Source organism: Mycobacterium sp. UNC410CL29Cvi84, from assembly GCF_000686745.1.
In the GTDB taxonomy this organism is placed as follows: domain Bacteria; phylum Actinomycetota; class Actinomycetes; order Mycobacteriales; family Mycobacteriaceae; genus Mycobacterium; species Mycobacterium mucogenicum_B.
Genome location: NZ_JMLM01000008.1, coordinates 51,004 through 77,842 on the forward strand (window position 1 = coordinate 51,004; position 26,839 = coordinate 77,842).

Consider the following 26,839-nt stretch of genomic DNA (forward strand, 5'->3'; position numbering starts at 1 on the left):
AGCGGGTATCGCCGCGGTCATGCCGCCGTGCTGTGGTCGGTCGGCAGCGACGCGGCAGCGGCGTCGACGAATGCGCGGAGTGCGCGTCCCATGTCGGTTATCGCGGCCCGGGCATCGGGCAGGATGTCGGCCCCGGCGTGGAAGACGTGCAACGCGCGATCCCAGATCTGCACGGTGCAGGGCACGGTCGCCTCTCGGCAGCACTGGGCCAGTTGTTCGGCGTCGGCCAGGAGGACCTCGGTCGAGCCCACCTGGATGAAAACCGGTGGTAGCCCGGTGAAGTCGTGATTCACCGGCGACCATCGCGGATCCAGATCGCCGCCGGCCGCGAAACCGATCAACGCCGGGACCGACAGCGCGAAGGCCGACAGCACGGCGTCCGTCCGATCGTTGGCGTGGGCCAGCCTGCGGGCCGGGTCGAGATCGGCCCACGGCGCGATGGCGCCGATACCGCCGGGCATCGGCAGTCCGCGCTCACGTGCGGCCAGCGCGGCGGCGAAGGTCAGGCCGCCGCCCGCGGAATCGCCTGCGAACACGATCTTTTCGGGTGCAAAGCCCCGTTCGAGCAGGTACTCGTAGGCGTGGAGCGCGTCGGCGACGGTGTCCGTGATGGGGGCTGCCGGCAGCTGCCGGTAGTCGACGTTGAGCAGCGGGATGCCCGCGGCGCGGGTGACGCGGCCGGCGATCCGGCGATGACTGTGCAGTCCACCAGCCACAAAACCACCGCCGTGGAAGTAGAGGACCGCACCGCCGGTGACCTCATCGGGGCCCGCGATCGTCTTGTGCCACAGCCATTCCGCGCGGAATCCGGCGAAGCGCAGCGCGCGGCGGCGGGTGCCGCGCGGCGCCCGCAGCGGGACGGTGACCAGCTCGGCGAGGTTGGCGATGCGGAACGCGGGAGTGCCGCGCAAGGGACCGCGGTAACCCAACATCGCAATCGCGTCGAGCGCAGGGCGAATTGTTCTGCGGCCCAACGCATCGGCGATCCGCAACGCCACGCTCGCTCGGCTGGGCAATTCGATGGTGACGGAGTCGACGACGCTCATGCCCGGACTTCCTCGATCGTGGCCGGGATTTCGTAGCGGTAGTCGTCGAGCGGGAATTTGCGGTTGCCGCGGCTCGCCTCGAAAAACCCGGAGGGCCGGATGTAGGTGGTGTCGCCCTGCGAATTGCGGTAGTAGGTCGGCACATGCCCGTTGAGGTCGGCCAGGTAATAGCGCAACAGCTCGGCACGTTGGTAGGTCGCGCGGTGGTAGGCGTCGGCTGCTTCGCGGCGGACTTCGCAGACCTGCGCCGCGCGCCGGCGCGTCTCGGTGATCGCTCGGATCGCATGATCTGCGGTCATCTCCACGAAGGCGTGCCAGCCCGACCCGGTCCACGAGTACGGGCCGCACAGCGTCCACCGGTTGGGCAACCCGGGCACCGAGACGCTCTCGTACGCCTGCAGCCCTTCCTCGTTGTAGAACTTGGCGAGGTCGAAACCGCCCCGGCCCACGACGGTTCCCGGGCGATACGTCTCCGGGTCGGAGAACACCTCGTAGCCGGTGGCCAGGATCAGCACATCCAGCTTGTGGAGCACTCCGTCGCGGGTCCGGACGCCGGTCGGCGTGATCTTCTCGATGGGATCGGTCACCAGCGATACGTTGGCGCGGTTGTAGGCCTGCAGGTATCCGTTGGACATCGTCGGCCGTTTGGCGAGCAGACCGAAGTTCGGCGTCAGCTTCGCACTGGTCTCCGGGTCGTGCACCGTTCTGGCCACGAATCTGCGGTAGCCGCGGATACACAGTGCGTCGGCTCTGTCCAGCGTCGAATGCGAGGTCCGCAGTGCGCCACGGAGAATCAGGTCGACCACGACCAGCACGCCGCCGTGGATCGTGGCCTGCACACCGGGGATCGCCAGCAGCTTCTTCATCGCCGCGGGTACGCGGAAGTCCGGCTTGGGAATGGACCAGACCGGCGTGCGCTGGAACACCGTCAGATGGCCGACCTCCGGTGCGATCGCCGGAATGATCTGCACCGCACTGGCTCCCGTGCCGATGATGCCGACGGCCTTACCGGTCATGTCGTAGTCGTGGTCCCAGTCCGTCGGCCGCTGTACCTTGCCTTTGAAGGATTTCGCACCGGCGATCCCGACGTCCTCCTTGGGCCGGACGAACGCGCCCACCGCGCTGATCAGGAACCGCGCGGTGACGACGGAGCCGTCGGCGGCATGCAGCTTCCAGAAGCAGCCCGCGTCGTCCCACTCCTCCCGCTCGATGTCGGTGTTGAACCGGATACGGTCGTACAGCCCGTATTTTCGGGCGACATCGACGTGGTACTGCTTGACCTCCGCGCCTTTGGCGAAGAAACGCTCCCAGTTGGCGTTGCGGGCGAACGAGTACTGATACGCGATGGTCGGGATGTCCACGCCGAGACCGGGGTAGTGGTTCTCGTGCCAGCTGCCGCCGACATCGTCGGCGCGCTCGAGGATGACGAAGTCGTCGATGCCGGCCGTGCGGAGCTTGACCCCCGCGGCAATGCCGCCGGGCCCGGCGCCGATGACGGCAACCTCGAACTGTGGCGTCGTACTCATGCGCTCACACCCTCGGGCACGTGCACCGTGTTGCGGGTGAACCGGTAGTCCGACAGCGGGAAATGTTTGTTCGCCCACCGCATCTCCAGAACGGTGGTCGGGCGGAACGCCGCGGCGTCACCGTGATGATTGAGGTAGTAGGTGTTGGAACCGCCGCACGCCGAGGTCATCAGCGGAGTCCCCGCGACGCGCTTCTGCATGTCCGCGAAGAAGCGGTCGTGCGGCTCCTGCTTGACCTCCACACGGGTGGCTCCACGCTGCCGCGCCTCGGTGATCACGCGCACGGCGTGGTCCCCGGTCGACTCGATCAACACCAGATACGACCCCGGTGCATAGGCGTACGGCCCGATGACGAGGAAGGCGTTGGGGAACTTCGGCGCCGAGACGCCCTGGTACGCCTGGTAGCGGTTGGCTTCCCAGAACTCGTTGAGATCGATGCCGCCGCGGCCCAGGGTCGGGAACGGCGGCGTGCTGCCCTTGGCCATGACCTTGAATCCGGTGGCGCACACCAACACATCGATGTCGTGCGCGGCGCCGCCCTCGGTCACCACCGCGTCGGGGATGACCTTTTCGATGGGGTCGGTCACCAGATCGACGTGCGGCAGGTTGTAGGTCTTGAAGTACTCGTTGTGCATCGACGGCCGCTTGCAGCCCAGCAGGTACTTCGGGGTGAGCTTCTCCCGCGTCACCGGATCCTTGACCTGCGTGCGCATCCAGAGTTTCAGCGCGGCTTCCGCACCGCGGATGAGCGGCTTCATACGCCGCCCGTGCAGCATGCCGGCGCCGACACCGACTTCGACACCCACCATGCCGATCGCGCGCAACGGCGCGCGCAGTATCGGGGTGCCCAGCACCGCCCTGGTGACCGGGCCGGTGTGCCAATCCGGCTTGGGCGCGACCCAGATCGGGGTGCGCTGGAACACCGTGAGGTGGGCGGCGACTTTGGCGACCTCCGGAATCAGTTGCAACGCACTGGCACCCGTGCCGATGACGCCGACCCGCTTACCGCGCAGATCGACGCTGTGATCCCAGGCGGCGGTGTGCAGCACCGTCCCGCCGAAGCTGTCGATGCCCGCGATATCCGGGAGGTTCGGCACCTCGAGGCCGCCGATGCCCGCGATGATGAACCGGGCCGTCACCTCGCCGGTGTCGGTACTGACGTGCCACATGTCGTTCGCCTCGTCGAACCGGCAGCCGGTCACCGTGGTGTTCAGGCGCAGCTTGGGCCGCAGCCCGTGGGCGTCCACGACCTCCTCGGCGTACGCCTGAATTTCGTGGCCCGGTGCGAAAAGCCGCGACCAGTCGCCTTTTTGGTGGTAGCTGAACTGATAGATGAACGACGGAATGTCGACCGCGACGCCGGGGTAGTGGTTGGCGTTCCACGTCCCGCCGACCTTGTCCCATTTGTCGAGGATGACGAAGTTCTCGATGCCGGCCTGCCGGAGTCGGACGCCGGCGTTGATGCCGCCGAAGCCCGCACCGATGACGACGACCTCGAATTCGGGGCTGGATGTCATTGTCATATCTCCTATTTCCCGGTCAGCCGGGCGAGTGCCTTACCGGCGACCGGGATCACGGATTCGATGCGGTCGAACGACGCGCGCGCGAGAATTTCGCGCGTGAGGCTGGGGGAGAGCCGGAACAGCCCGTACAGCAGCCAGGCTTCCGGTGCGACCGGCACGATGGCCGAATTCCACCGCACGGCCCGTTCGATCGCCCGGGCCACCTTCTGCGGTGAGGTGTAGGCGTATCGCTGCATACCGCCCGCACTCTCACGCCACGCCGCCTGCTGCGCCGCGGTGAGCCCGGCCCGTTCACCGTTGGCGAGCAGGTTGGTGCGGATCGCGCCCGGGCAGATCGCGGTGACGCCGATCCCTTTGCCGCGCAACTCCACCCGGAGCGACTGAGAGGCCATCAGGACCGCCGACTTCGCGACGCCGTATGCCGGCTCGAGCCTGGACGGGAAGTACGCGGCCGCCGACGACAGATTCACGATGTGGCCGCGAATCCCGTCGTCGATCATCTGTTGCGCGAAGACCCGCGATCCGTAGATGACGCTCATCAGGTTGATGTCGATCTCGCGCTGCCATTGCGCGGCGCTCATCTCGACGAACCCGCCGAGGTCCATGACGCCCGCGTTGTTGATCAGCATGTGGGGCGCGCCGAAGTGGGCAAACATCCACTCGCCGAAGGCCTCCCACTCGTCTTCGGCGGCCACGTCCAGCCGGTAGGCGACGGCTTGGCCGCCCGCGCCGACGATCTGCTCGACCGTTTCCTTCGCGGCCGGCATGTCGATGTCGGCGACGACCACCCGACCGCCCTTGGCGGCGAACAGCTTTGCCGTCTCGCGACCGATGCCGGCCCCCGCGCCGGTGACGATGACGTTCTTCATCGCTTACCTCCGAAGATCTTGCCGGACAGGGCGACCGCTTTGTCGGCGATCGACATCGTGAACAGTCCCAAGAATCCGCGCGCCGCACTCGGTGACAGCCGGTACAGATACCAGCCGGCCCAGGCCTCGATGCCGACAGGGACGGTCGAGAGGTTCCAGCGCACGGCGCGTTCGATCGCGCCGGCCACTCGGTCGGGGGACCGGCCGATGTAACGGTGGCCGGCGGCGAGCTTCGCCGCCCAGTCCGAACTGTCGCTGTCGTCGACTCCGCCGCGAGTCCCGTTGGCGGCCAGGCTGGTTCGGATCAACCCAGGACAGATCGCGCTGACGCCGATGCCCTTGTCGCCGAACTCCGCGCGCAGCGCCTGGGTGCCGAACCACGCACCGGCCTTGGCGACGACGTACGAGGGGGCGATGGGCGTCGGCATGAAGGCGCCGACCGAACACACGTTGACGATGTGGCCGCGCACGCCCGCGTCGGTCATGCGCTGCACGAACAACCGCGATCCCACCAGCGGGCTCATCATGTTGATCTGGATCATCCGCCGCCAGTCCGCATTGGACTGCTCCAGGAACCCGCCACCGATGAGGATGCCGGCGTTGTTGACGACGACATCGGGCACGCCGTGTTCGGCGCACACCCGGTCGGTGAACTCCTCCCAGTCGGTGAGGTCGGCGACGTCGAGCCGCCGGAACACCGCGCGGCCGCCCGCATCCTGGATGAGGTCGACCGTTTCCTTGCCGGTCTGCTCGTTGATGTCGGCCACCACGACCTCGGAGCCGTTGCGGGCGAACCGCAAGGCCGTCGCACGTCCGATGCCGCTGCCGGCGCCCGTCACGACTGTCACCGCCATGGTCGACATCCTTCGGCGGTGCTGGTCGTGCGGTGTGTACCGGTCATTTCGGCTCCTTGGGTTGATCGCAATGAAAAGAATTGAGCAGCAATGAATTTCGCTGGGCGGGACGCGTCACCGGGCCTGCGTCGTGCTCATCGCGGGCATGGGCATGGCGCCGCCGTCGGGCTGTCCGCCGTGGAGCCGATGTCACATTTCGGATAGTAGCCCTATTCGGATATGGGGGCAATATCAAATTTCCGGCGGGCTGACGCGGTAGTCTGGCCTCTCGTCGGCGACCGGTTGGCGGACCTGCGGAGGACACTGTGGCGGCTCGGAAAGTGTTGACACGCGCGGAGAGTCAGGCACAAACGCGCCAGGATGTGCTCGATTCGGCGGCGCGGCTGTTCTATGCGAACGGGTATCACGGCACCTCCATCGCAGCCATCGCGGCCGACGCCGGCCGCACCATCGGTGCCGTCTACGGCAATTTCGCGGGCAAAGAGGCACTCTGCCTCGAAGTCCTCCGCACGAGGTACCTCGCGGAAACCACCAAGCTGCTGGAAATGCTTGTCGGCGAGTCGGATTCGGTGGACGACAGGTTCGGGGTGCTGGCGATCTGGTGGTCGCGGTTGTCGTCGGACATCCCGCTCACGGTGCTCGGCTCGGAGTACCTGTTGAGCACTTTGGGGGACCCCGAGCAGACTGCCGGGACCATGGAAACCATCAATCGGTTCCGGGAGTCGGTCCGGGTGATGATCGAGGACCTGATACCAGAGGGCGTCGACCCCGCCGACCCGCGGTTGGACGAGGCGATCGACGCCATCGTGGCGACCGGAAGCGGATTGGCGATATCGCAGGCCATCGGGATGGCCGACGCCGACCAGAGTGCGGCGCTTTTGGTGACCACGCTGCGGATGTGGATGGACCGGTTGGCGATACCGCAGGCGGCAGATGATCGGCCCGACAAGCCCGCGCCGACGAAGAATCGGCGGGCCGGTGCCAAGAACACCAGAAAGCCGGTGTCGCCCGCGCGCTGAGCCCGCCGACCGCCTTGGCGCGCCGCGACTTCCGGTGATCCCGTGGTTGTCCGGTGCCGGGATCTGGCAACCTCGACACATGTTCGTGCGAACACTCGTCGCCTTGGGCGCACTGTTGTCGGTCGGGAATTTCGGGCCGGACCTCGGCGCGGCCTCGGCAGCACCACAGCCCGCCCCGCCGCCGGTGTCACCGCAGGCCGCCGCGGCCGGACTGATCGACGTCCGGACCGTCGTCCCCGACGCGGTGATCGACCTGCGCTACGCCACCCCGAACAACTTCGTCGGCGTCGCGCTGTATCCGGCCGATGCCCGGTGCCTGATCCACGAGTCCATGGCGCCGGGGCTGGCCACCGCCGCCCGGATTCTGCGCGCGCACGGCGAGGTACTGACGTTCTGGGACTGCTACCGCCCGCATGACGTGCAGGTGCGGATGTTCCAGGCGGTGCCGGACCCGAACTGGGTCGCCAAACCCAGCCAGTTCGCGCGCAGCCACGAGTCCGGCCTGTCGGTGGACGTGACGATCACCGGCGTCGACATGGGTACCGATTTCGACGATTTCACGCCGCGCGCGACGGCCTACGCGACCGCGGGAGTCACCCCCGCGCAGCAGGCCAACCGCGCGCGGCTGCGCGACGCCATGGTCGCGGGCGGGCTGACCGTCTACCCGGGGGAGTGGTGGCACTTCAACGGGCCGGGCGCATCGGAGCCGCGCCCGATCCTCGACGTGCCGGTGAACTGAGTCAGCCGGCGACCAACTGCGCCAGTAGGGCCCGGTGGTCGGAACCGGGCACCTGCAGCGTCCGCAGCGACGTGGCCACGTAGCCCCGCGTCAGGATGTGGTCGACGGCGAAAACCGGTGGCGCGACGATGTCGGACGGATGCGTGCGCACCACGCCGGCGCCGGCCTGCGCGCCGGCGTCCCGATAGCCCTGCCGCAGCAGCCGGCGGAACTCGCGCATGTCCGGAGTCGCATTCAGGTCGCCGGCCAGCAGCACCGGGCCGGTGCTTGCCCGGGCCGCCGTCAGCAACGTGCCGGCCAGTCGCGCGAGGTCGTCGCGCCAGCCCTGTAGCGGATCGGGCCATGGCGCGGACAGGTGGACGGTCAGCACCCGCGTGGGGGCCGGCGCCTCGGGCAGATGGACATCGGCGGCGAGCATTCCCAGCCAGAAGCCGTCGTCGATGCGGACGTCACTGATCGGGTGGCGGCTCCACAGGCCGACGCCACCGGGCTCGTCCATCTCGCGCAGCGCCCGGTGCGGGAACAGCCGGTCCATCCCGGCGGCCTCCAGCCGGGCCAACGCGGCGGGTGTGAGTTCTTGCAGCGCAACGACATCCGCGCCCTCCTCGGCGTACCGGACGACGGCTTCGGCATCGGCCCGTCCGTAGCGCAGATTGGCCGACAGGAACCGCAGCGCCGTCCCCGACGGCGCCTGCGCGCGCCGGAACAGGGGCAGTTGTACGACGACCGCGGCGACGGTGGTCGCAACCGCGGCCGCTGTCAGCGGCCAGTTTCCCGCGACACCGAACAGGACGGCGGCAACCGGGGCGCCGACGAGCGCATAGGGGGCGCCGGCGGCCAGCGCCAACAACGTCCGGTTGACGATCGGAATCCACCGCACCGCGAGTCCGGCCACGGCTGCGCACAGCGTGATGGCGCCGGCGTACGTCAGAACTGAATGCCACGTAGCGATGATCTGTCTCCGCTCTTCTCGTATCGGCCGCGCCGGCTCGCGTCGAGCTGTTCCGAAAAATGTACCGGACGTATGTTCTGCTTCGTATCGGTGACTTTGGCAACGGTAATTCGTATTTGCTGTGACATATAATTACGTGTGCCATACAAGGCGTCATTGTCGATTTATTGGAAATTTCTGTCAGGAGTCTATCAGCGGGCTGTGAATGGAGAATAGCTTTCCACCTGGTTATTGACCATAGGTATGTTTATGTCTCTGACGGTTCTGCAGATTTGTTGCCGCCAATGGCGGTAATGTCTCCGCCATTCATCGACGGCCTAGCAACAATTCGCTGGCCTGTCGTTCGGGGTGAGGAGGCTGGCATGTATTGGTCGCTGCGCGGATTGGTCCGTGTCTGTGCGCTTCGCGGCATTATCGCGATAATCCCGATCGCGCTGATCTGCGCGTACGCGCCGCCGTCGAGCGGGCCGTCGAATCTGACCGCCCAGATCGAGAACACCGCGGAAATCGTGTCGTCGCCGTCGACCATCGGGATCGCGGACTCAGGGTTGTACGGGCAGACCCAGGCGCAGATCGACCAGACACTCGACACCCTGCAGTCCATCGGGGTTCAGGACATTCGGGTGTTCGTGCCGTGGATTTTCGTCGAACCTGCGCAGGGCACCTACAACTGGTCCTACATGGACATGGTCATGCAGGCCGCGGCGGACCGGAACATGGGCGTCATGGTGGAGATCGCCAGCACGCCGACATGGGCGGGATCCTCGACGTCCATCACGGGTGCCGGCACACCGGACCCCGCCACGTACGCGTCATTCGCGACCGAGGTGGCCAAGCGGTACGGCTCGATCATCTCGGCATACGAGATCTGGAACGAGCCGAACTACGTGCTGTCCTCGGACCCCATCGACGCAACCGCCTATGCGGCGCTGCTCAAGGCGGCCTACCCGGCGATCAAGGCGGTCGACCCGACCGCCACCGTGGTCGCCGGTGCGCTCGGCAGCGTCATCAGCTTCGGCAGCATCACGCTGGATCCGGTGACGTTCGTCAAGGAGATGCTGGCTGCCGGCGCCTCCGGCTACTTCGACGCGTTGTCGTTCCATCCGTATCAGGAGTCGCTGCCCTTCTCGTCGGGCTCCGGCGTCGCGAATTCCCCACTGACACAACTGAATGCGATCTATCAGCTCCTGCAGCAGTACGGCGACGGCAACCTCAAGATCTGGATCAGCGAGTTCGGCGCATCGACCAACGACGTCAGCGAGCAGACCCAGGCCGACCTGATCAAGAATCTGCTCGACACTTGGCAGACCCTCGCCTATGCCGGGCCGGTGTTCATCTACACGGCGCAGGACGGCGTCGCCGGTGCCGATGGGTTCGGCATCTACAACGCCGACTGGACGCCGAAGCTGGCCGTCGCCGTCATCGAAGCGGCGATCAAGGAGTACGCCAGCAGTGCGGCCGGCGGTGTCGGCTCGACGGTCGGTGGCATCGTCTCCGGGGTCACGGCGATCGCCCAGTCACTGGCGAGCCTGCTGAATTCGATCAGTCTGGCGATCCAGGGCGAGTTCCAGCAGTTGGGCAAGGCCATCAACGCCTGGGTCACGGCGGTCAGCTCGCACCTCAGCGGAGTCTTGCCGACCGCCACGCCGTTGGCTGCGAAGGCATCCGCCACTGCAACCGCTGCCACGGCGTCCGTTGCGACGACGGCCGCGGCCGCGGAATCCGGGACGACCGAATCCACGGAAACCGCATCGACGGCAACCAAGGTGAAGAAGCGCGCCAAGGGGACCGGCGCGGACGCCGCGTCGACGGCGTCCGACAGCACGGCGGCGTCGGATGCCGCGGCGGGCAAGACGTCGGATACCAAGGCGGAGGGCAAGGCCTCGGATACCGACGCGGACGGCAAGACGTCGGACACCACTGCGGCGGCGGACTCGTCCGGCAAGACGTCGGGCAAGCCGCGCAAGGATGACGGATCGACCTCGCACCCGAAGGGCACGGGCGGCAAGACCGCCAAGTCGGACCCGGCCGCCAAGTCGGACAAGCCGGACAAGTCAGGTACCGCGGCGTCCGACGCGACCCCGCCCGTCGTCGAGAAGCGCTCGCACCGTCACAGTGACGCAAGTGCGAAGTCGTCGTCCGACAACTGATCCCGAAACGAGTAGCGCCCCCGACCTCGGGTCGGGGGCGCTACTTGTCGAAGATGCCTACGCGGCTTCCTCGTCCTTGGTGTAGGTGACGAGGCTGACGTCGAGGCACTCGTCGAGGAAGTAGTACTGGCAACCGGTCAGATACTTCATGTAGCGGTCGTAGTTCACCTGGCCGGAGATCGCGATCGCCTCGTCCTTATGGTGCTCGAGGTTGGCCGCCCAGACCCCGAGCGTCTTGATGTAGTGGTTACGCAGCGACAGCGGCTCCGGAACGTTGAAGCCGGCTTTTTCGCCGTGATCGATCATCATTTGCGTGGTGGGCAGGCGACCGCCCGGGAAAATGTCTGTGGCCATGAACTTGATGAACCGCGCCATCTCGAACGACACCTTCTTGCCGCGGGCGGACATGTCGAACGGGTGGTAGCTCACACTGCTCTGGATGGTCATGCGGCCGTCGGCGGGCATGATCTCGTAGCAGTTCTTGAAGAAGTCGTCATAGCGCTCGAAGCCGAAGTGCTCGAATGCCTCGATCGACACGATGCGGTCCACCGGCTCGTGGAACTCTTCCCAGCCCTGCAGCAGCACCCGGTGCGAACGGTCCGACTTGGTGTTGCTCAGCAGTTCCGTGCAGAACGCCTGCTGGTTCTTGCTCAGCGTCAGGCCGATGACGTTGACGTCGTACTTCTCCATGGCGCGCTGCATCGTCAGGCCCCAGCCGCAGCCGATCTCCAGCAGCGTCATGCCGGGCTTGAGGTCCAGCCGTTCGAGATGCTGGTCGACGTTGGCGAGCTGCGCCTGTTCCATCGTGACCGTAGGTCCGGTGAAGTAGGCGCAGCTGTACTTGCGGGAGTTGTCCTGGAACAGCCCGAAGAAATCGTCAGACAGGTCGTAGTGGGCCTGGATGTCCTCGAAATGCGGCCGCATGTCCTTGGCCCCAGTCGAATCCTGAATCATCTTTAACACCTAACTTGACCTTCCTCACTCACTGGTGATGACGGTCACTAAATCACAATCGTGACCGCACAATACCTGGCCCCCAACCAATTCCTTGACGTTGGTGTAACGCGCCGTCACGGTCAGTCGAGACAGCAAACGTAACCGCCTCCAGGCCGGAAGCCGCGTTCATTCCCCCAGCGTGGCGGCGGCTGTGACCGGACTGATACGTCTATTGGATTTCGGCAAATGTGGTTGCCAGTTCACCGGCGATGTCGTCCCAGAGCGGCTCGGGCAGGTCGTGACCCATGCCGTCGAACAACACCAACCGAGCGCGCCGGATCGCTTTGGCCACTGCTCGACCACCGCTCGGTCGCATCAGTTTATCGGCCCGACCATGGATGACGACTGTCGGGACGGTGATCATCTCGTCGTAGTGCCGCAGGCTGCCGCTGCCCAGGATGGCCCCGAAGTGCCGTGCGACGCCGACGGGGTAGTAGGAGCGGTCGTAGCTTTCGGCGGCGTCGGCCTCGGCCTGGTCGAGCGGCGTCGGGTAGCCGGGGCTGCCGATGATGCGGCCGACGTTGACGGCGTTCGCGATGACGCCGGCGCGCGACGTGTCTTGCGGCCGCGTCGTGATGGCCTTGAGTTGCTTCGGGCCGGGCGGCGGCAGCAGCGGCTGGTTGTTACTGGAGAAGATGACGCCGAGCGTCTTGGTCCGGTGCTGGTAGCGGGCCGCGAAGACCTGCGCGATCATGCCGCCCATCGACCCGCCGACGATGTGTGCCTGCTCGATCTCCAGGTGATCCAGCAGCGCAGCGGCATCGTCGGCCATGTCCTCCAGCGTGTAGACCGCGTCGCTGCGCAGGCCGGCGTACGACCGCAGCATCCGGGGCAGCAACGCGGAACCGGAGCGCCTGCCCTCGATCTTGGTCGACAGGCCCACGTCGCGGTTGTCGAACCGGATGACGCGGTAACCCTTCTCGACGAGCTTGTCGCAGAACCCTTTTCGCCACAACAGCAGCTGCGCCCCGAGGCCCATGATGAGCAGCACCGCCGGATGGTCCGGATTGCCCATGTCCTCGTAGGCGATCTCCAGGTCGCCCGAGCGGGCGAATCCGGTGCGGACCTCGATGTCGGTGTCTCGTTCGGGCTGCATGTCTACTCGTATCTCAGCTGGCGCTGTTCGATGGTCGGATTCGGGCTCGGCTTCCGGTCTACTCCGCGGATTGCCCGTCGGCGTTCTTGTGGTCGCGGCTGATGTCCACCATGAAGTTGGCGAAGTAGCCCTTCAGCTGCGGGTCGCTCATCATCTGCCACCGCGGCGCCAGCAGCTTCATGTACCGCTCGACGTAGAGGAACTGCTTGCCGATCAGGACCAGCTCGCGCGGCAGCTTGACGTCGTACGCGTCGGCGAGGGCCGACAGCTGCTTGCCGATCTCGGCGTACGACAGGTCGCCCAGCGACTTCATGGTCAGCGGCGTGGTGAAGGCCTCCAGGTCCTTGGCCGCCTGGCCTTCCGGCTTGACCGTGCCGACGGCGCCCATCATGACGACGATCCGGCCGGCCGCGGCGTGGTCCTTCGAGACCAGCAGGGCGTACACGAGTTCGCGCAGCAGCCACCGGGTCCGCGGGTCGATGCGGCCCATGATGCCGAAGTCGAAGAAGACGATCTTGCCGTCCTTGTCGACGTGCAGGTTGCCGGCGTGCAGGTCGCCGTGGAACAGGCCGTGTTTGAGACCGCCTTCGAACACGCTGAACACCAGGGCCTTGACCAGCTCCTCGCCGTCGAACCCGGCCTTGCGGATGGCGGCGGCGTCGTCGATGCGGATGCCCTCGACGCGTTCCATGGTCAGTACGCGCTCGCTGGTCAGGTCCCAGTAGACCTGCGCCACCCGGATGTTCTGGCCCAGCGGGGAGGCGTGCATGTGCGCCACCCAGGCGTCCATGGACTGCGCCTCGAGCCGGAAGTCGAGTTCCTCGGCGAGGTTGTCGGCGAAGTCGGCGACGACGTCCTGCGCCGACAGCCGCTGGCCCAGCTTGGCCAGTTCGGCGATCTGCGCGCCGCGCTTGAGAATCTGCAGATCGGCGGCCACGCGGCGGCGGATGCCCGGGCGCTGGATCTTGACGACGACCTCTTCGCCGGAGTGCAGCGTCGCGTAGTGCACCTGGGCGATGGACGCGGAGGCGAAGGGTTCGTCGTCGAAGGTGGCGAAGAGGTCGGCCGGGTCACCGCCGAGTTCTTCGCGCAGCAGCTTGTGCACCTCGTTCTTGTCGGCGGGCGGCACCCGGTCGAGCAGACTGCGGAACTCGCGGCTCAGCGGCTCACCGAAGGCGCCGGGGCTGGACGCGATGATCTGGCCGAGCTTGACGTACGTCGGCCCCAGATCGGAGAACGTCTTCGGGACCTGCTGGATCACCTTCTGCTGCAGGCTGCCCTTGGAAAAGGCGCTGCCGACGACGCGTACGCCGGTCCGGGCGAGCTGCCAGCCGGTGGCCCCGATGCGGGCGGCTTCGACGGGCAGCGGCACCCGGTCCAGCCTGGCACCTTCACGGTGCGGTGTCTTCCGCGGAGAACTCATTGGTGAAGTGTCTCAAAACCCCGGGTACCGCCAAAAAGGTGTGTCACGCGTCACGCCGTTTTGCCGGCGCGGATCAGACGAAGACGCTCTCGATGTCGGCGCGGCTGCGCACCGGGTCGCTGCCGGGCACGTACGCCGGGACGGTATGCGGCGCCAGCTCCGGGTCGACGCCGCCTTTGACGCGGGCCTTGGCCTGACGGAATTCCGGGAACGGTCCGGCGGCGGTGTGCAGGCCGTTGATGATCGACCACACGACGGCGCGGCGGGCGGCACGCTCGACCGGGTTGGGATCGGTGTGCCCGAGCAGCTGCTTGGCCCACTTCGGCATGGTGTCCCGCACGGCCCAGTCGACGGCGCTCTGCGGCATCGGCAGGTTCGGGCCGGTGGCCATGGCAGCGCCGTGCGTGAGTGCCAGCTTGGGCAGATAGGACTTCAGGCAGTCCAGGGTCTCGGCCTTGGTGGTGGGCAGGTCGGTGCCGCCGAGGGCGTGCCCGACGCGGATGAACTCGCCGTAGTAGCGGTCGAGTTTCTTGCCGCGCAACGGATTCGGGTGGTACAGCTCGTGCGCGGTGGCCAGGCCCCACGCGACCGTCGCGTAGTTCCAGCGCAGCCAGTCCGGGTCGTCGGCGTCGTAGGCCGCGCCGTCCGGGCGGACGCCCTTGATGGTGTGGTGCATGGCGCGCACGGTCCGGGCCAGGTTCTCGGCGGTCTCGGTGCTGCCGTACGCGGTGCCGATGAAGAACGCGATGGAGTGGCCCAGCCGGACGGCCGCGCCCTTGGGGTCGATCACCGGAATGGCCTCGCCGTTCTCGTCGCGCTGGACCAGGCGCGAGTGGTGCATGCCCATCCAGTAGATGGACGGGTCGAGGCGCTCGATGAACGCGGCGCACTGCAGGCCGAACACCAGGGCCTCGGTGTGCGAGTGCACATGCCAGACGGCGCTGCCGGGGCCGAACCAGCCCGGGTCTCCCGCGGGACCCGCGAACTCCATGCCACGGAAATAGTTCCGCCGGATGGTCTGGTCGAACCGGTGCTGAAGCTGGTGCTCGATGAACTGGTGCGGCAGGTACACGTCAACCCCTTCTGGTCACGGTCGTAACCAGAATAGTATTTGGTGACGGGTGTGACCAGACCTAGGCTGTAGGAATGTCGACACCGACCAGATGGGCGGGGATTCCGCTCGACGACCGCCGCGCCGAGCGGCGCGGTCTGCTGGTCGACGCGGCGTTCGAGTTGTTCGGCTCCGGCGGCGAGACGGCGCTGTCGGTCCGTTCGGTGTGCCGCGAGTGCGGGCTCAACACCCGGTACTTCTACGAGAGCTTCGACGGCATCGACGATCTGCTGGGTGCCGTCTACGACAAGGTCAGTGTCGAACTGGCCACCGTGGTCGACGCCGCTATCACCATCGCGGGCGACTCGGTGCGGGAACGGACCCGCGCGGGCATCGCCGCGGTACTGGGCTTCGGTTCCGCCGATCCGCGGCGCGGCCGGGTGCTGTTCACCGAGGCCCGCGCCAATCCCGTGCTGGCCGCGCGCCGCGCCGTCACACAGGACCTGCTGCTCGACGCCGTCCTCGCCGAGGGCGGCCGGTTGCACCCCGGTTCGGATCCCGTCGCCGCGCGCGTCGGGGCGGCCATGTACACCGGGGCAATGGCCGAGCTGGCTCAGCAGTGGCTGTCCGGTTCACTGGGTTCGGATCTGGACGCGGTGGTCGACGCGGCGCTGGCACTGGTGCTGCGCCGAGAGTGACGAAATGGCTGCCCGGGGTGTCCGCGAGCAGCCATTCCGCCGGTCTCGAGAGCGCTACTTGGCGGCCGGCCGCCACCGCTTGATGAACTCCGTCTCCGGCCATTCCTCCTCGGCGGCCAGCAGCTCGTACATGGTCGCGCGGTCGATGGACTCGCGGATGATGTCGGCGTGGCCGGCATGCCGGGCCAGTTCCTCGATGATGTGCATCCCGACCCAGCGCACCGTCCAGTGGTCGATGTCGGCCGGGAACCACGGCACCTCGTGCGGGATCGGCACCAGGGTGTCCAGGTCGAGCTCGGCGAAGGCCTGCAGCGTCTTGGCGTTCTGCGCGCGCAGGGCGTCCAACAGGTCGCCGAGCTTCTCGTCGTCGCGCATGGTGAGCTGGTCCTCATGCTCGGCCATCTGCTCGGCCATCGGTCGCGTGTCGCGCGGCGGGAAGTCGGGTGCGGCTTCTGCGCGCTTCACCCAGCCCTCCTGAACGGCGGTGACGTGTTTGATGAGGCCGCCGACCGACAGCGCACTGACCGATGGGGTGGAGCGGGCCTGCTCGTCGGTGAGGCCGTGGGCGACGGCCGCGAACGCGTCCTGCTGGCAGGCCAGGAAATTGATCAGGGTCTGACGCTCGTCACCGGCGGGGGCGGGCATTCCGGGCATGCTCAGTTCTCCTTCTGGGTGTGGGTGTAAAGGTCACGGATGCAGGCGATTTCCGCTCCGTGATGAATGACTTCGCGATTGATGTGCAGCACGAGGGTGGCCATTGAGAAGTCAGCGTAGGGGCCTTCGGCCGGTCCGCACGGCCGGGCCAGGGCGGCGGCGTCGAGCCCGCGGACTCCGGTGATCCAGTTCGCGTAGGCGGCGTCGAGCTGCTCCAGTGCGGTGCGTGCGTCGCGGGCGTACGGCCACGACTGGTAGTCGGCCGGTGGTCCGCCGAAATGGGAGTGGTTCCGCATCGCCAGGACGCCGACGATGACGTGCGCCAGCCGCCAGGCGATGGTCGTGAACGGCTCGGGTTGCGGTGGCGGATAACTGAAGTCGATGGATCCGTCGGGGTGCAGGGTCCAGCAGCCGGGCACCGGCTCCCAGAAGTATTCGTCGTCGGTCAGTCCCTCGAGCCGGGGGCGCAGCTGGTGTTGCCAGTGCCAGTCGAGTTGGTCGGCCAGTTCTTCGGTCCGTTCTTCGGTCACATGAAGAGCCTGACATCTAATTAGGACTGTTTCTGTCCTATGAATGCGGCAGAGTGTTGTCATGTCCGAAACGACGAGCCGCGTGCTGCAACTGCTGGGCCTGCTGCAGGCGCGCCGGGTGTGGACGGGGCAGGAGCTGGCCGACCGGCTCGGCGTCACCGGGCGCAGCGTGCGCCGCGACATCGAGCGGCTGCGCGACCTCGGCTATCCGGTGCACGCCAGCAAGGGCCGCGACGGCGGCTATCAATTGGGTGCGGGTGCCGCGCTGCCGCCGCTGCTGCTCGATCCCGAGGAGGCCGTCGCGATGGCGGTGTGTCTGCGGCTGGCGGCCGGCGGCAGCGTCGCGGGCGTCGGGGAGTCGGCGCTGCGGGCCCTGTCCAAACTCGACCAGGTGATGCCGGCGCGGCTTCGGTCGCAGGTGTCCGCCGTGCACGACGCGACGGTGACGTTGACCGGCGGCGGCTCGGTCGAAGCGGTATCGCCCGACGACCTGATGGCGCTGGCCCGCGCCTGCCGCGACCACGAACACGTCCGGCTCGGCTACACCGACATCCGCGGCAACAGCACCGAGCGGCGGCTGGAGCCCTACCAACTCGTCACCACCGGGCGCCGCTGGTACCTGCTGGCGTACGACCGCGACAAGCAGGACTGGCGGACGCTGCGGCTGGACCGGATGGTCGACGTCAAGGCCGCGGGGACGACGTTCGCGCCGCGCCCGGCGCCCGACCCGGCGGAGTTCGTGCGCCAGGCCATCACGGCGTCGCCGTACCGCTACGTCGCGCGGGTCCGGTATGAGGCATCCGAAAGCCAACTGGCGCAGATGTTTTCCGCGTCGTCGGCGCAGATCGAGGCGGACGGTCCGGACCGCTGCATCGTGACCGCCGGCGGCGACGATCCCGAGCGCATCGTGTTGCATCTGGCGATGCCGGGGTACCGGTTCGAGGTCCTCGAACCGCCGGAGGTGATCGCCGCGGCCGCGGTGGTCGCCGACCGGTTGCGTGCCGCAATGCCTCCCGAGTAGCGGCGCTGCGCCGTATGGTGCAGGGGTGTCGACGGGACGACTCCTGCAGGTGACGGCGGTAGTTTCCACCGAGTTGTTCGTCGGGCCGGCCGATGAACCGCTGCAGATCGTGCGGCTGGACTACACGGACTGCGCGGACGCCGCCGAGGTCCGGGTCGCCGGCGACGGGATCAGCGGCCAGGCGGTGGCGCAGCCCGGCGCCGGCACCGTGGAGATTCCGGTGGCGGTGCGTGGCGGCCGACCGGGCCAGGTCCGGGCCGCGCATCTCGAGATCGGCGGCGAGCAGACGCGGTTCGAGTTCGTCGTCGCCGAGCCCGGCTGGACCATGCACATGATCAGCCACTTCCACTACGACCCGGTGTGGTGGAACACCCAGGCCGCCTACACCAGCGTCTGGACCGAGGACCCACCTGGCCGGTGCCGGCAGACCAACGGCTTCGAGCTGGTCACGGCGCACCTCGAAATGGCAAGGCGGGAACCCGAATACAAGTTCGTGCTGGCCGAGGTCGACTATCTCAAGCCCTACTGGGACACCCATCCCGAGCAGCGCGCCCAGCTGCGGGCGCTGCTCGCCGAGGGCCGGGTCGAGATCATGGGCGGCACCTACAACGAGCCGAACACCAACCTGACCAGTCCCGAGACGGCGATCCGGAACTTCGTGCACGGCATCGGTTTTCAGCGCGACGTGATGGGCGCCGCCCCGGCGACGGCCTGGCAGCTGGACGTGTTCGGCCACGACCCGCAGTTCCCGGGCATGGCCGCCGACGCCGGTCTGACCTCGAGCTCGTGGGCCCGCGGTCCACACCACCAGTGGGGCCCGATGCACCGCGACGGCGACCCCGAGCGCATGCAGTTCGCGAGTGAATTCGACTGGATCGCACCCTCGGGCCGCGGGCTGCTGACCCACTACATGCCCGCGCATTACGCGGCCGGCTGGTGGATGGACTCGTCGGCGTCGTTGCAGGAGGCCGAGGACGCCACCTACGCCACGTTCGCCAAGCTGAAAAAGGTTGCGCTGACCCGCAATGTGCTCCTGCCGGTCGGTACCGACTACACCCCGCCGAACAAGTGGGTCACCGAGATTCACCGTGACTGGGCGGCCCGTTACACCTGGCCCCGCTTCGTGTGTGCGCTGCCGCGGGAGTTCTTCGCCGCGGTGCGGGCGGAGCTCGAGGCCGGTGGCACCCAGCCGTCGCCGCAGACGCGGGACATGAACCCGATCTACACCGGCAAGGACGTGTCGTACATCGACACCAAGCAGGCCAACCGGGCCGCCGAGAACGTCGTGCTTGAAGCCGAGCGGTTCGCGGTGTTCGCCGGACTGCTGACCGGCGCCACGTATCCGCAAGCGGCGCTGGCCAAGGCCTGGGTGCAACTGGCCTACGGCGCGCACCACGACGCCATCACCGGATCGGAATCCGACCAGGTATACCTGGACCTGCTCACCGGCTGGCGCGACGCCTGGGAACTCGGCCGCACCGCCCGCGACAACGCGTTGGCGCTGCTGTCGCGGGCCGTCGACGGTGACATCGTGGTGTGGAACCCGTTGGCGCACAGCCGAACCGACATCGTCACCGTCCACCTCGACGAACCGCTGGACGGGCCGGTGCTCGACGCGGACGGCACGCCGGTCCCGGTCCTGATCGAAGACGACGGCCACACCGTCACCTGGCGGGCCCACGACGTGCCCTCGCTCGGGTGGCGGGGATACACGCTCGGCGACGTCGCGGCGCAGTCCGAGTCCACCTCCTGGGAACCCCTGCCCGGCACCACCATCGGCAACGATCGGTACGGCTGCACCGTCGACCCCGACCGTGGCGGCGCGGTCTCGTCGCTGGTGCGCGAAGGCGTCGAGCTGATCGGTGCCGGCCGGGTCGGCAACGAGATCGCCGTCTACGACGAACATTCCGCGCATCCGACCGAACACGAAGGGCCTTGGCACCTGCTGCCCAAGGGGCCGGTGGTGGGCTCCGCCGAACGCGCCGCCGAGTCGGTGCAGGCCTACCGCAGCGCGCTGGGGGAGCGGCTGGTGGTCACCGGGCGCATCGGCGACGTGCTGCGGTACACCCAGACCATCACGCTGTGGCACGGCGTGGACCGCGTGGACTGCCGCACCGTGATCGACGAGTTCACCGGCGCCGACAAGCTGTTGCGCCTGCGCTGGCCCTGCTCGGTGCCGGGCGCGATGCCGGTCAGCGAGGTCGGCGACGCGGTGATCGGCCGGGGTTTCGGCTTACTGCACCAACGGGATTCGCACCATGCGGTCGACACCGCGGAGCACCCCTACACCTTGGACAACCCCGCCTACGGGTGGTTCGGGCTGTCCTCGGCGGTGCGGGTCCGGGTCCGCGACGCGCACGGTGAGAGCGTGCGGGCGGTGTCGGTCGCCGAGGTGGTGGCGCCGAACGCGGCAGATCCGGACGCACCGACCCGCGACCTGATGGTCGCGCTGGTGCGGTCGGGGGTGACGGCCACCTGCAGCAGCGCCGACAAGCCGCGCTACGGCGACCTCGCCGTCGACTCCAACCTGCCCGACGCCCGCATCGCGCTCGGCGGGCCCGACGAGAATGCTTTCACCGCAGCGGTATTGGCGGCCGCCGAGCCCCGCTACGGCGCCGAACTGCAGCGGCGCCTGACGGCCGGGAGCGCCCGGCTCTGGGTGCCCGCCGATGCCGACCTGGTGCAGCACTGGATACCCGGTGCGGACCTGACCGGGGTGCGGGCGCTACCGGTGTTGATCGTCGCCGGCCCCGGCGCCGTCGATGAGCTGATCGCCGCCCTCGCCACCACCGAGATCGCCGTCGAGCAGGAAGCCGCGGCCGGCATCGGGCCCTTCGAGGCCCGCAGTGTGGCCGTGCTGAACCGCGGCGTACCGGGTTTCGCCGTCGAACCGGACGGCGTCCTGCACACCTCATTGATGCGGTCGTGCACCGGCTGGCCGTCGGGCACCTGGATCGACCCGCCGCGCCGCACCGCACCCGACGGCTCGAACTTCCAGCTCCAGCATTGGACCCACACCTTCGACTACGCCATCGCGGCCGGCGACGGTGACTGGCGCGCCGCGGGCATCCCGGGCCGCAGTGCCGAATACTCCCAGCCACTGCTCGCGGTGCACACCGACCATCCCGCGGTGGCCGGCGGATTGCCATGCACCGGTTCGCTGTTGGGCGTCGAACCCGCGTCCGAGGTGACGCTGGCCGCGCTGAAGGCCACCGGCAACCCGATCGCCGCGGGCCGCAGCGCGCCCGTCGACCCGAGCTCGGGCATCACCCTGCGCCTGGTCCAGACATCGGGACGGCCGACCGAGGTCAACGTCACTTCGGGCCTGCGGCACCTCGAGGACGTCGAACGGCTGGATCTCCTCGAACAACCGATTGCCGGCAGAAAAGACCTGCGGCTGCACGGTTTCGAGATCGCCACCGTGCGGGCCCGGCTCGACCTGCCGCATGTGCTCAACGGCGACCACGCCACCCTGGCGCCGGATGCCGAAGTCGCGCAACCGGTTTACGCCCGGTACTGGCTGCACAACCGCGGCCCGGCACCGCTGGGCGGACTGCCCGCGGTGGCTCATGTGCACCCCACCGAAATGGCCGGCACACCCGGTGCGCCCGTGCAGGTGCGCGTCACCGCCGCCAGCGACTGCACCGATGCCACGCTCCACGGCCGGGTCCGCGTGCTGTGTCCCGACGGCTGGTCGGCCACCCCGGACGAGCTGCCCTTCGTGTTGCCGCCGGGCGGCTACCTGGAAACCGAAGTGCAGCTGGAACTTCCGGCCGACGTCCCCGCCGGCCGGTATCCGGTGCGGGTCGAGCTGGCGGTCACCGGCGGCGACAAGCACCACCAGATTCCCGCCGCCTGGCGGCAGATGGTCGAGGACGTCTGCGTCGTCACCGTCGGCGAACCCGGCGACGCCCCGCTGCTGCGGCTGGTCGAGGAGCCGCAACCGGTCGACGTCGTCGCCGGTGCCCACGCCGACCTGAGCGTCGTCGTCGGCTCTGCCGCGGGGGCGCCCTTGAGTCTGGAGGCGCACCTGATCAGCCCGTGGGGGACCTGGGAATGGCTGGGTCCGGCCGTGCTCGGTGCCGACGTCCCCGCCGGCGGCACCGTCGCGTTCGACTTCGACGTCGCGCCACCGTCGTGGGTCGAGCCCGGGCAGTGGTGGGCGCTGATCCGGATCGCTGCGGCGGGCCGCGTGCTCTACACGCCGGCGGTATCGGTGCGCGTCCGATGAACTGCGTCGCCACCGTCGCCGGGCGCGAGATTCCCGTCACCGCCCTCGATGAGCGCGAATCACGTTTGCGGGCAGGCACATTGGCGCCGTCGCTTCCGGCGCCCGGGACCAGCGAAGGACGGCAGCTGCGGCGCTGGCTGGCCCAGTTGCTCGTCACCGACGAGGTGGTGCGCGTGGCGGCCGGCGAACTCGGGGTCACCGACAGCGAGGCACCCACCGAAACCGACCTGCTGCCCGACGCCGCCGCCCGCATGGAGCTCGGCAGTATCGCCGCGGCCGCGCTCGAACAGCCGCTGGCGCGGGCGCTGTTCGTCCGGGTGACCGCCGAGGTGCGGATCCCCGACGCGGACGTCGAGAGCTACCACGCCCGCAACCCGCTGCGGTTCGCGCCGCCCGTGCCCGGACCCGACGGCTGGTCCACCGCGCCGACCGTCGTCCCCGCGCTGGATGAGGTGCGGCCGCAGGTCACCGCACACCTGCTGGGTTCGGCGCGCCGGCGGGTCTTCCGGCACTGGCTCGACGCCCGCCGCGCCGAGTCGGTGCACCTGGCGCCCGGCTACGAACATCCCGGCGACCCGCGTCAGCCCGACCACGTCCACCGGCACTGAAAGCGCATGATGTCCGACCTGATCCTCGCCCTCGACATCGGCGGCACCAAGATCGCCGCGGCCCTCGTCGACGCCGACGGTGTGCTCGTGCACCGTGAGCAGCTCCCCACCCCGCACGCGCACAGCGAGCAGGTGTGGGCGACGGTCGACGTGTTGCTCGGGAAAGCACTCGCCGCCGCGGGCGGGCGGCCGGTGCGCGGCGTGGGCGTCGGCTGCGCCGGTCCCATCGATGTGGTGGCGGGTACGGTCAGTCCGCTCAATGTCGTTGTCTGGCGCGAGTTTCCGTTGGTCCGGCGGCTCGCCGAGCGCACCGGACTACCGGTTCGGCTGGCCGGCGACGTCGTGTGCCTGGCCATGGGCGAGCACTGGCGCGGGGCCGGTCAGGAGGCGCAATTCCTGCTCGGCATGGTGGTGTCGACCGGTATCGGCGGCGGCCTGGTGCAGGGCGGTGCGCCGTACCTCGGCCGCACCGGCAATGCCGGACACATCGGCCACGTCGTCGTAGAACCCGACGGTCCGCGGTGCGCGTGCGGCGGGCAGGGCTGCGTGGAGGCGGTGGCCTCGGGTCCACACCTGGTGCGGTGGGCGCACGAGCATGGCTGGGACGCCCCGCCCGACGCCGACGCGAAGGCTCTGGCCGAGGCCGCTCGCTGCGGGAATCCGGTTGCGGTGCAGGCATTCTCGCGTGGCGCTGAAGCGATCGCCGTCGCCATCGTCTCGGCCGCGGCCGTCTGCGATCTCGACCTGGTGGTGATCGGCGGCGGCGTGGCGAACGCGGGGGAGGTGTTGTTCGGGCCGCTGCGGGCGGCGCTGCCGCGCTACGCGGGGCTCAGCTTCCTGCGCGGCCTGCGCGTGGTGCCCGCCGAACTCGGCGGCGACGCCGGACTCGTCGGCGCGGCTGCGCTCTTCCGTCCCTGAGAAGCGGCCCGTTCCATGTGCTTTCGGCCCCAGTCGCACAGCGCCCACAACACCGGGCCCAGTGTCTTGCCGTACTCCGAGATCGAATAGTGCACGCAGGGCGGCACCGTGCCGGCGTCGTGGCGGTCGATGATGCCGTCGGCCACGAGCTCGTGCAGGTGCCGGATGAGCATGCGCTCGGTGATCTCGGGAATGCTGCGCCGGAGCTCGGCGGTGCGCATCGGTCCGTCCGTGAGCCGCCACAGAATGGTGCCTTTCCAGCGCCCGTCGACCACCGACAGGGCGGCGTCGATCGGGCACTCACCGATTTCCTTCTTCGACACCGCCATGATGCTCCCGTCACTCCTGTACTGACTAATTTGTCAGTACCTTGTTATTTGTCAGTGTAGTGACCAGGCTCGATGTCATGGAGCACATCGCGCAGGTTCTCACCGTGATCGTCGTCGGCACGCTCGTCGGCGTGGAGTTCGGCGTCGCGGCGTTCACCAATCCGATCTTCGAACGTCTGCCCGACGACGCCTACCGCCAGGCGCGCGCGACCGGCAGCCGGATCCTCGGGACGGTGATGCCGTTCTGGTACGCCGCCGCGGCCGCGCTGCTGGTGGGGAATGCGGTGTTCGACCCGACGCCGCTGCCCATCGCCGCGGTGGTGCTGATGGCGGTGGTGATGGTCCTGACGCTGACCGCCCTGGTTCCGATCAACAACCGCGTCGCGGCGTGGGCGGGTGCCGGCCCGGACGAGGCGCCGACCAGCCGGGAACTGGCACACCGCTGGGACCGGCTGCACTGGGTGCGGGTGGCGCTCCTGCTCGTGGCGTTTGTCCTGGTAGTGCTCGCCGGGACGACGAAGCTGTGAACCGCCTGGGAGGGTAGCTCACATACTTAGGCAAGACTTAGCTAAGTTGATCTTGATGAACGGTCGGCGAACACCGTGCCGATCGACAGCGGAATCAGACTTAGTGAGGTATTGGCATGCGCGTCGTCTTCTTCGGTTATCAGACGTGGGGGGTCAAGACGCTGCAGGCGCTGATCGATCTGGGACACGACGTGCCGATGGTCGTCACGCACCCGACCAGCACGGAGTCGTACAAGGCGATCTTCTCGGACTCGGTCGAGGAACTGGCCCAGGCGCACGACATCCCGGTCCACCTGACCATGCGTGCCGACCACGAGACCATCGACCTGGTCAAGCGCTCCGAACCCGACGTCATCGTCGTCAACAGCTGGTACACGCGGATGACGGACGAGCTCTACGACCTGCCGCCGCACGGCACCCTGAACCTGCACGACTCCCTGCTGCCGAAGGGCACCGGCTTCTCGCCGGTCATCTGGTCGCTGATCAGCGGCCAATCGCACATCGGCCTGACCATCCACCGCATGAACGCCGAGCTCGACGCCGGCGACATCCTGGTCCAGCGCTCGCTGTCCATCGGGCCCGACGACACCGGCACCGAACTGGTGATGCGCGGCATCGACCTGATCCCCGGCGCGCTCGACGAGGCGCTGACCGCGCTGGAAGCGGGCATCGCACAGTGGCGGCCGCAGGACAAGGCCGAGCGGACCTACTTCCACAAGCGCTCCGAACGCGACAGTCTCATCGACTGGAGCTGGCCGGCCGAGGATCTCGAGCGTCTCGTCCGCGCGCTGTCGGACCCCTACCCGCGCGCGTTCACCTTCTACCGCGGTGAGCGCATCGAGGTGCTCGAGTCCAAGGTGTCCGACATCCGCTACGGCGGCACCCCCGGCCGGGTGATCGTGCAGGAGGGCGGCGGCGCGGTGGTGTGCGGCGCGCATGCCCACCGCGGCGGGAACCTCGGCCTGGTCATCACCCGACTCCGCACGGCCGACGGGGTGGAGCACGGGGGAGCGGAGTTCTTCCGTCGCGGTGGTTACCTCACCAGCGAGGCCTGAACCCGTGCCGCTGCTGACATACATCGCGACACCGTCGTGGCTCATGTCCGTCCGGCGCCGGCTGCTCGCGCTGATTCCGATCCGGTTCCTGCGGCATGTCCTCTATCTCTTGATGATCCGCAAGCGGGGCAACTTCGATGAGCCGACGACCTTCAACGAGAAGGTCAACTGGCGCATCTTCCACGATCGGCGGGACCGGATCGTCAAGGCCTGCGACAAGATGTGGATGAAGGAGATGGCCCGCGCGGCGTACCCCGGCGCCGATCTCCGGATTCCCGCCACGTACTGGTCCGGCACCGACCTGCGCGACGCGCCGGACCTGGCGGCGCTCCCGTCCTGGGTGCTCAAACCCAATGCCAGCAGCGGCCAGGCGCTGTTCGGTCCTGATCCGCACACCGATCTGGACCGCCTGCGGGACCAGACCAGAAGCTGGTTCCAGGAGACGCCGCTCGAGCTCGGCGAGTGGGGTTACAGCGAAGCGCGGCCGTTGTTGCTGCTCGAGGAGCGCATCCCGACCCCGGACGGCGAAGCGCCCGTCGACTACAAGTTCTTCGTCTTCGACGGCCGCGTCGAGCTGATCCAGGTGAACCGCGGCCGGTTCGGAAACAAGCAGACCACCACCTTTCTGGACGCCGACTGGCGTCAGCTGCCGGTGCGCTGGCGCATTCACGCGGTCGCCCCCGAGGAGCGGCCGGTCGAGCTGGACAAGATGCTGGAGATCGCGAGGGTCCTGGGCGCCGACTGGGATTTCATCCGCGTCGACCTCTATGCCGTCGACGGCGACGTGTGGTTCGGCGAGTACACCCCGTACCCGGGCACCGGCATGCTGCGCTACGAGCCCATGAGCTTCGACCTCGAGCAGGGCCGGCAGTGGCGGCTGCCGACACCGGATGCGGTGCGCCGCGGGCAGCCGTAGCCCGCGGCACCGCCGTTTTGGCTGATCGGCAGGCGATCGGCTACTCTTGTCCAGTTCCACCGAAGACCGTCGGTCACCGAGTAATCGGTTGAAGGTCCAGGCAACGCC

At 68.2% G+C, this 26,839-nt stretch carries 24 protein-coding genes; 11 read left to right on the top strand and 13 right to left on the bottom strand.

The annotated features are described in order from the left end of the window. Positions 1 to 17 precede the first annotated feature (17 nt). From BR47_RS0112315 to BR47_RS0112335, 5 genes are read right to left on the bottom strand one after another with little or no spacing between them, the layout of a single operon-like run. Complete coding sequence (locus BR47_RS0112315; RefSeq protein ID WP_029119696.1) at positions 18 to 1,046, bottom strand: alpha/beta hydrolase; 1,029 nt, start codon at positions 1,044 to 1,046, stop codon at positions 18 to 20. Continuing rightward, on the bottom strand, positions 1,043 to 2,572 hold the full coding sequence (locus tag BR47_RS0112320) for a flavin-containing monooxygenase (protein ID WP_029119697.1): 1,530 nt from the start codon (positions 2,570 to 2,572) through the stop codon (positions 1,043 to 1,045). Before BR47_RS0112320 ends, BR47_RS0112315 begins: the two co-directional genes overlap by 4 nt. Further along, complete coding sequence (locus BR47_RS0112325; protein WP_029119698.1) at positions 2,569 to 4,095, bottom strand: flavin-containing monooxygenase; 1,527 nt, start codon at positions 4,093 to 4,095, stop codon at positions 2,569 to 2,571. Before BR47_RS0112325 ends, BR47_RS0112320 begins: the two co-directional genes overlap by 4 nt. Positions 4,096 to 4,100: 5 nt before the next feature. Continuing rightward, the gene (locus BR47_RS0112330; RefSeq protein WP_029119699.1) at positions 4,101 to 4,964 is read right to left on the bottom strand and encodes an SDR family NAD(P)-dependent oxidoreductase; all 864 of its coding nucleotides are present in this window, start codon (positions 4,962 to 4,964) and stop codon (positions 4,101 to 4,103) included. After that, positions 4,961 to 5,818: an SDR family NAD(P)-dependent oxidoreductase gene (locus BR47_RS0112335; RefSeq protein WP_029119700.1), complete on the bottom strand. Its 858-nt coding sequence runs from the start codon at positions 5,816 to 5,818 to the stop codon at positions 4,961 to 4,963. Before BR47_RS0112335 ends, BR47_RS0112330 begins: the two co-directional genes overlap by 4 nt. A 362-nt stretch (positions 5,819 to 6,180) precedes the next feature. Between BR47_RS0112335 and BR47_RS30380 the strand changes: the two genes are divergently transcribed. Both BR47_RS30380 and BR47_RS0112345 read left to right on the top strand, forming a co-directional pair. Next, positions 6,181 to 6,837, top strand: coding sequence for a TetR/AcrR family transcriptional regulator (locus BR47_RS30380; RefSeq protein WP_036427200.1), 657 nt, complete (start codon positions 6,181 to 6,183; stop codon positions 6,835 to 6,837). 79 nt (positions 6,838 to 6,916) lie between these two features. After that, positions 6,917 to 7,576, top strand: coding sequence for a M15 family metallopeptidase (locus tag BR47_RS0112345; RefSeq protein WP_029119701.1), 660 nt, complete (start codon positions 6,917 to 6,919; stop codon positions 7,574 to 7,576). Between the two features lies 1 nt (position 7,577). Here BR47_RS0112345 and BR47_RS0112350 read toward each other — a convergent pair whose 3' ends face one another. Further along, on the bottom strand, positions 7,578 to 8,471 hold the full coding sequence (locus tag BR47_RS0112350) for an endonuclease/exonuclease/phosphatase family protein (RefSeq protein ID WP_051634766.1): 894 nt from the start codon (positions 8,469 to 8,471) through the stop codon (positions 7,578 to 7,580). 419 nt (positions 8,472 to 8,890) lie between these two features. Here BR47_RS0112350 and BR47_RS32080 point away from each other — a divergent pair, with 419 nt between their 5' ends. Then, the gene (locus tag BR47_RS32080) at positions 8,891 to 10,678 is read left to right on the top strand and encodes a cellulase family glycosylhydrolase (protein ID WP_051634767.1); all 1,788 of its coding nucleotides are present in this window, start codon (positions 8,891 to 8,893) and stop codon (positions 10,676 to 10,678) included. 57 nt (positions 10,679 to 10,735) lie between these two features. On the opposite strand, the gene BR47_RS0112360 is transcribed toward BR47_RS32080, so the two are convergent. The 4 genes from BR47_RS0112360 to BR47_RS0112375 all read right to left on the bottom strand — a co-directional run bounded on the left by BR47_RS0112360 (position 10,736) and on the right by BR47_RS0112375 (position 15,265). Continuing rightward, positions 10,736 to 11,632: a cyclopropane mycolic acid synthase family methyltransferase gene (locus BR47_RS0112360; protein WP_029119703.1), complete on the bottom strand. Its 897-nt coding sequence runs from the start codon at positions 11,630 to 11,632 to the stop codon at positions 10,736 to 10,738. Between the two features lie 211 nt (positions 11,633 to 11,843). Next, complete coding sequence (locus BR47_RS0112365; protein WP_029119704.1) at positions 11,844 to 12,746, bottom strand: alpha/beta fold hydrolase; 903 nt, start codon at positions 12,744 to 12,746, stop codon at positions 11,844 to 11,846. Positions 12,747 to 12,828: 82 nt separating this feature from the next. After that, positions 12,829 to 14,193, bottom strand: a complete 1,365-nt coding sequence (locus BR47_RS0112370) for an ABC1 kinase family protein (RefSeq protein ID WP_029119705.1) — start codon at positions 14,191 to 14,193, stop codon at positions 12,829 to 12,831. Positions 14,194 to 14,266: 73 nt separating this feature from the next. Next, positions 14,267 to 15,265 carry an oxygenase MpaB family protein gene (locus BR47_RS0112375; protein ID WP_029119706.1) on the bottom strand — a complete coding sequence of 333 codons (999 nt, stop codon included), beginning with the start codon at positions 15,263 to 15,265 and terminating at the stop codon, positions 14,267 to 14,269. Between the two features lie 74 nt (positions 15,266 to 15,339). On the opposite strand from BR47_RS0112375, the gene BR47_RS0112380 reads away from it, so the two are divergent. Continuing rightward, on the top strand, positions 15,340 to 15,942 hold the full coding sequence (locus BR47_RS0112380; RefSeq protein WP_029119707.1) for a TetR/AcrR family transcriptional regulator: 603 nt from the start codon (positions 15,340 to 15,342) through the stop codon (positions 15,940 to 15,942). A gap of 54 nt (positions 15,943 to 15,996) precedes the next feature. Here BR47_RS0112380 and BR47_RS0112385 read toward each other — a convergent pair whose 3' ends face one another. Both BR47_RS0112385 and BR47_RS0112390 read right to left on the bottom strand, forming a co-directional pair. Further along, entirely contained in the window at positions 15,997 to 16,596 is a 600-nt protein-coding gene (locus tag BR47_RS0112385) for a DinB family protein (RefSeq protein WP_029119708.1), read from the bottom strand. Between the two features lie 2 nt (positions 16,597 to 16,598). Next, positions 16,599 to 17,126, bottom strand: a complete 528-nt coding sequence (locus BR47_RS0112390; RefSeq protein WP_020101340.1) for a DinB family protein — start codon at positions 17,124 to 17,126, stop codon at positions 16,599 to 16,601. A 61-nt stretch (positions 17,127 to 17,187) separates the two neighbouring features. On the opposite strand from BR47_RS0112390, the gene BR47_RS0112395 reads away from it, so the two are divergent. The 4 genes from BR47_RS0112395 to BR47_RS0112410 are packed head-to-tail and all read left to right on the top strand — an operon-like array spanning position 17,188 to position 23,904. Then, on the top strand, positions 17,188 to 18,147 hold the full coding sequence (locus tag BR47_RS0112395; RefSeq protein WP_029119709.1) for a helix-turn-helix transcriptional regulator: 960 nt from the start codon (positions 17,188 to 17,190) through the stop codon (positions 18,145 to 18,147). A 43-nt stretch (positions 18,148 to 18,190) separates the two neighbouring features. After that, complete coding sequence (locus BR47_RS0112400; RefSeq protein ID WP_029119710.1) at positions 18,191 to 22,378, top strand: glycoside hydrolase family 38 N-terminal domain-containing protein; 4,188 nt, start codon at positions 18,191 to 18,193, stop codon at positions 22,376 to 22,378. Next, a complete protein-coding gene (locus BR47_RS0112405) occupies positions 22,375 to 22,986 on the top strand; it encodes a DUF7158 domain-containing protein (RefSeq protein ID WP_036427204.1) in 612 nt (203 codons plus the stop codon). Before BR47_RS0112400 ends, BR47_RS0112405 begins: the two co-directional genes overlap by 4 nt. 9 nt (positions 22,987 to 22,995) lie before the next feature. Continuing rightward, positions 22,996 to 23,904 carry an ROK family protein gene (locus BR47_RS0112410; RefSeq protein ID WP_029119712.1) on the top strand — a complete coding sequence of 303 codons (909 nt, stop codon included), beginning with the start codon at positions 22,996 to 22,998 and terminating at the stop codon, positions 23,902 to 23,904. Here the strand turns inward: BR47_RS0112410 and BR47_RS32585 are convergent. Continuing rightward, positions 23,805 to 24,233 carry a winged helix-turn-helix transcriptional regulator gene (locus BR47_RS32585; protein WP_081633407.1) on the bottom strand — a complete coding sequence of 143 codons (429 nt, stop codon included), beginning with the start codon at positions 24,231 to 24,233 and terminating at the stop codon, positions 23,805 to 23,807. The two genes, BR47_RS0112410 and BR47_RS32585, sit on opposite strands and share 100 nt — an antisense overlap. Positions 24,234 to 24,310: 77 nt before the next feature. On the opposite strand from BR47_RS32585, the gene BR47_RS0112420 reads away from it, so the two are divergent. The 3 genes from BR47_RS0112420 (at position 24,311) to BR47_RS0112430 (ending at position 26,731) form a co-directional block, all read left to right on the top strand. Beyond that, complete coding sequence (locus tag BR47_RS0112420) at positions 24,311 to 24,760, top strand: anthrone oxygenase family protein (protein ID WP_029119714.1); 450 nt, start codon at positions 24,311 to 24,313, stop codon at positions 24,758 to 24,760. A gap of 116 nt (positions 24,761 to 24,876) precedes the next feature. Continuing rightward, a complete protein-coding gene (locus BR47_RS0112425; protein ID WP_029119715.1) occupies positions 24,877 to 25,815 on the top strand; it encodes a methionyl-tRNA formyltransferase in 939 nt (312 codons plus the stop codon). A gap of 4 nt (positions 25,816 to 25,819) precedes the next feature. Next, complete coding sequence (locus BR47_RS0112430) at positions 25,820 to 26,731, top strand: ATP-grasp fold amidoligase family protein (RefSeq protein ID WP_029119716.1); 912 nt, start codon at positions 25,820 to 25,822, stop codon at positions 26,729 to 26,731. Positions 26,732 to 26,839: the final 108 nt, after the last annotated feature.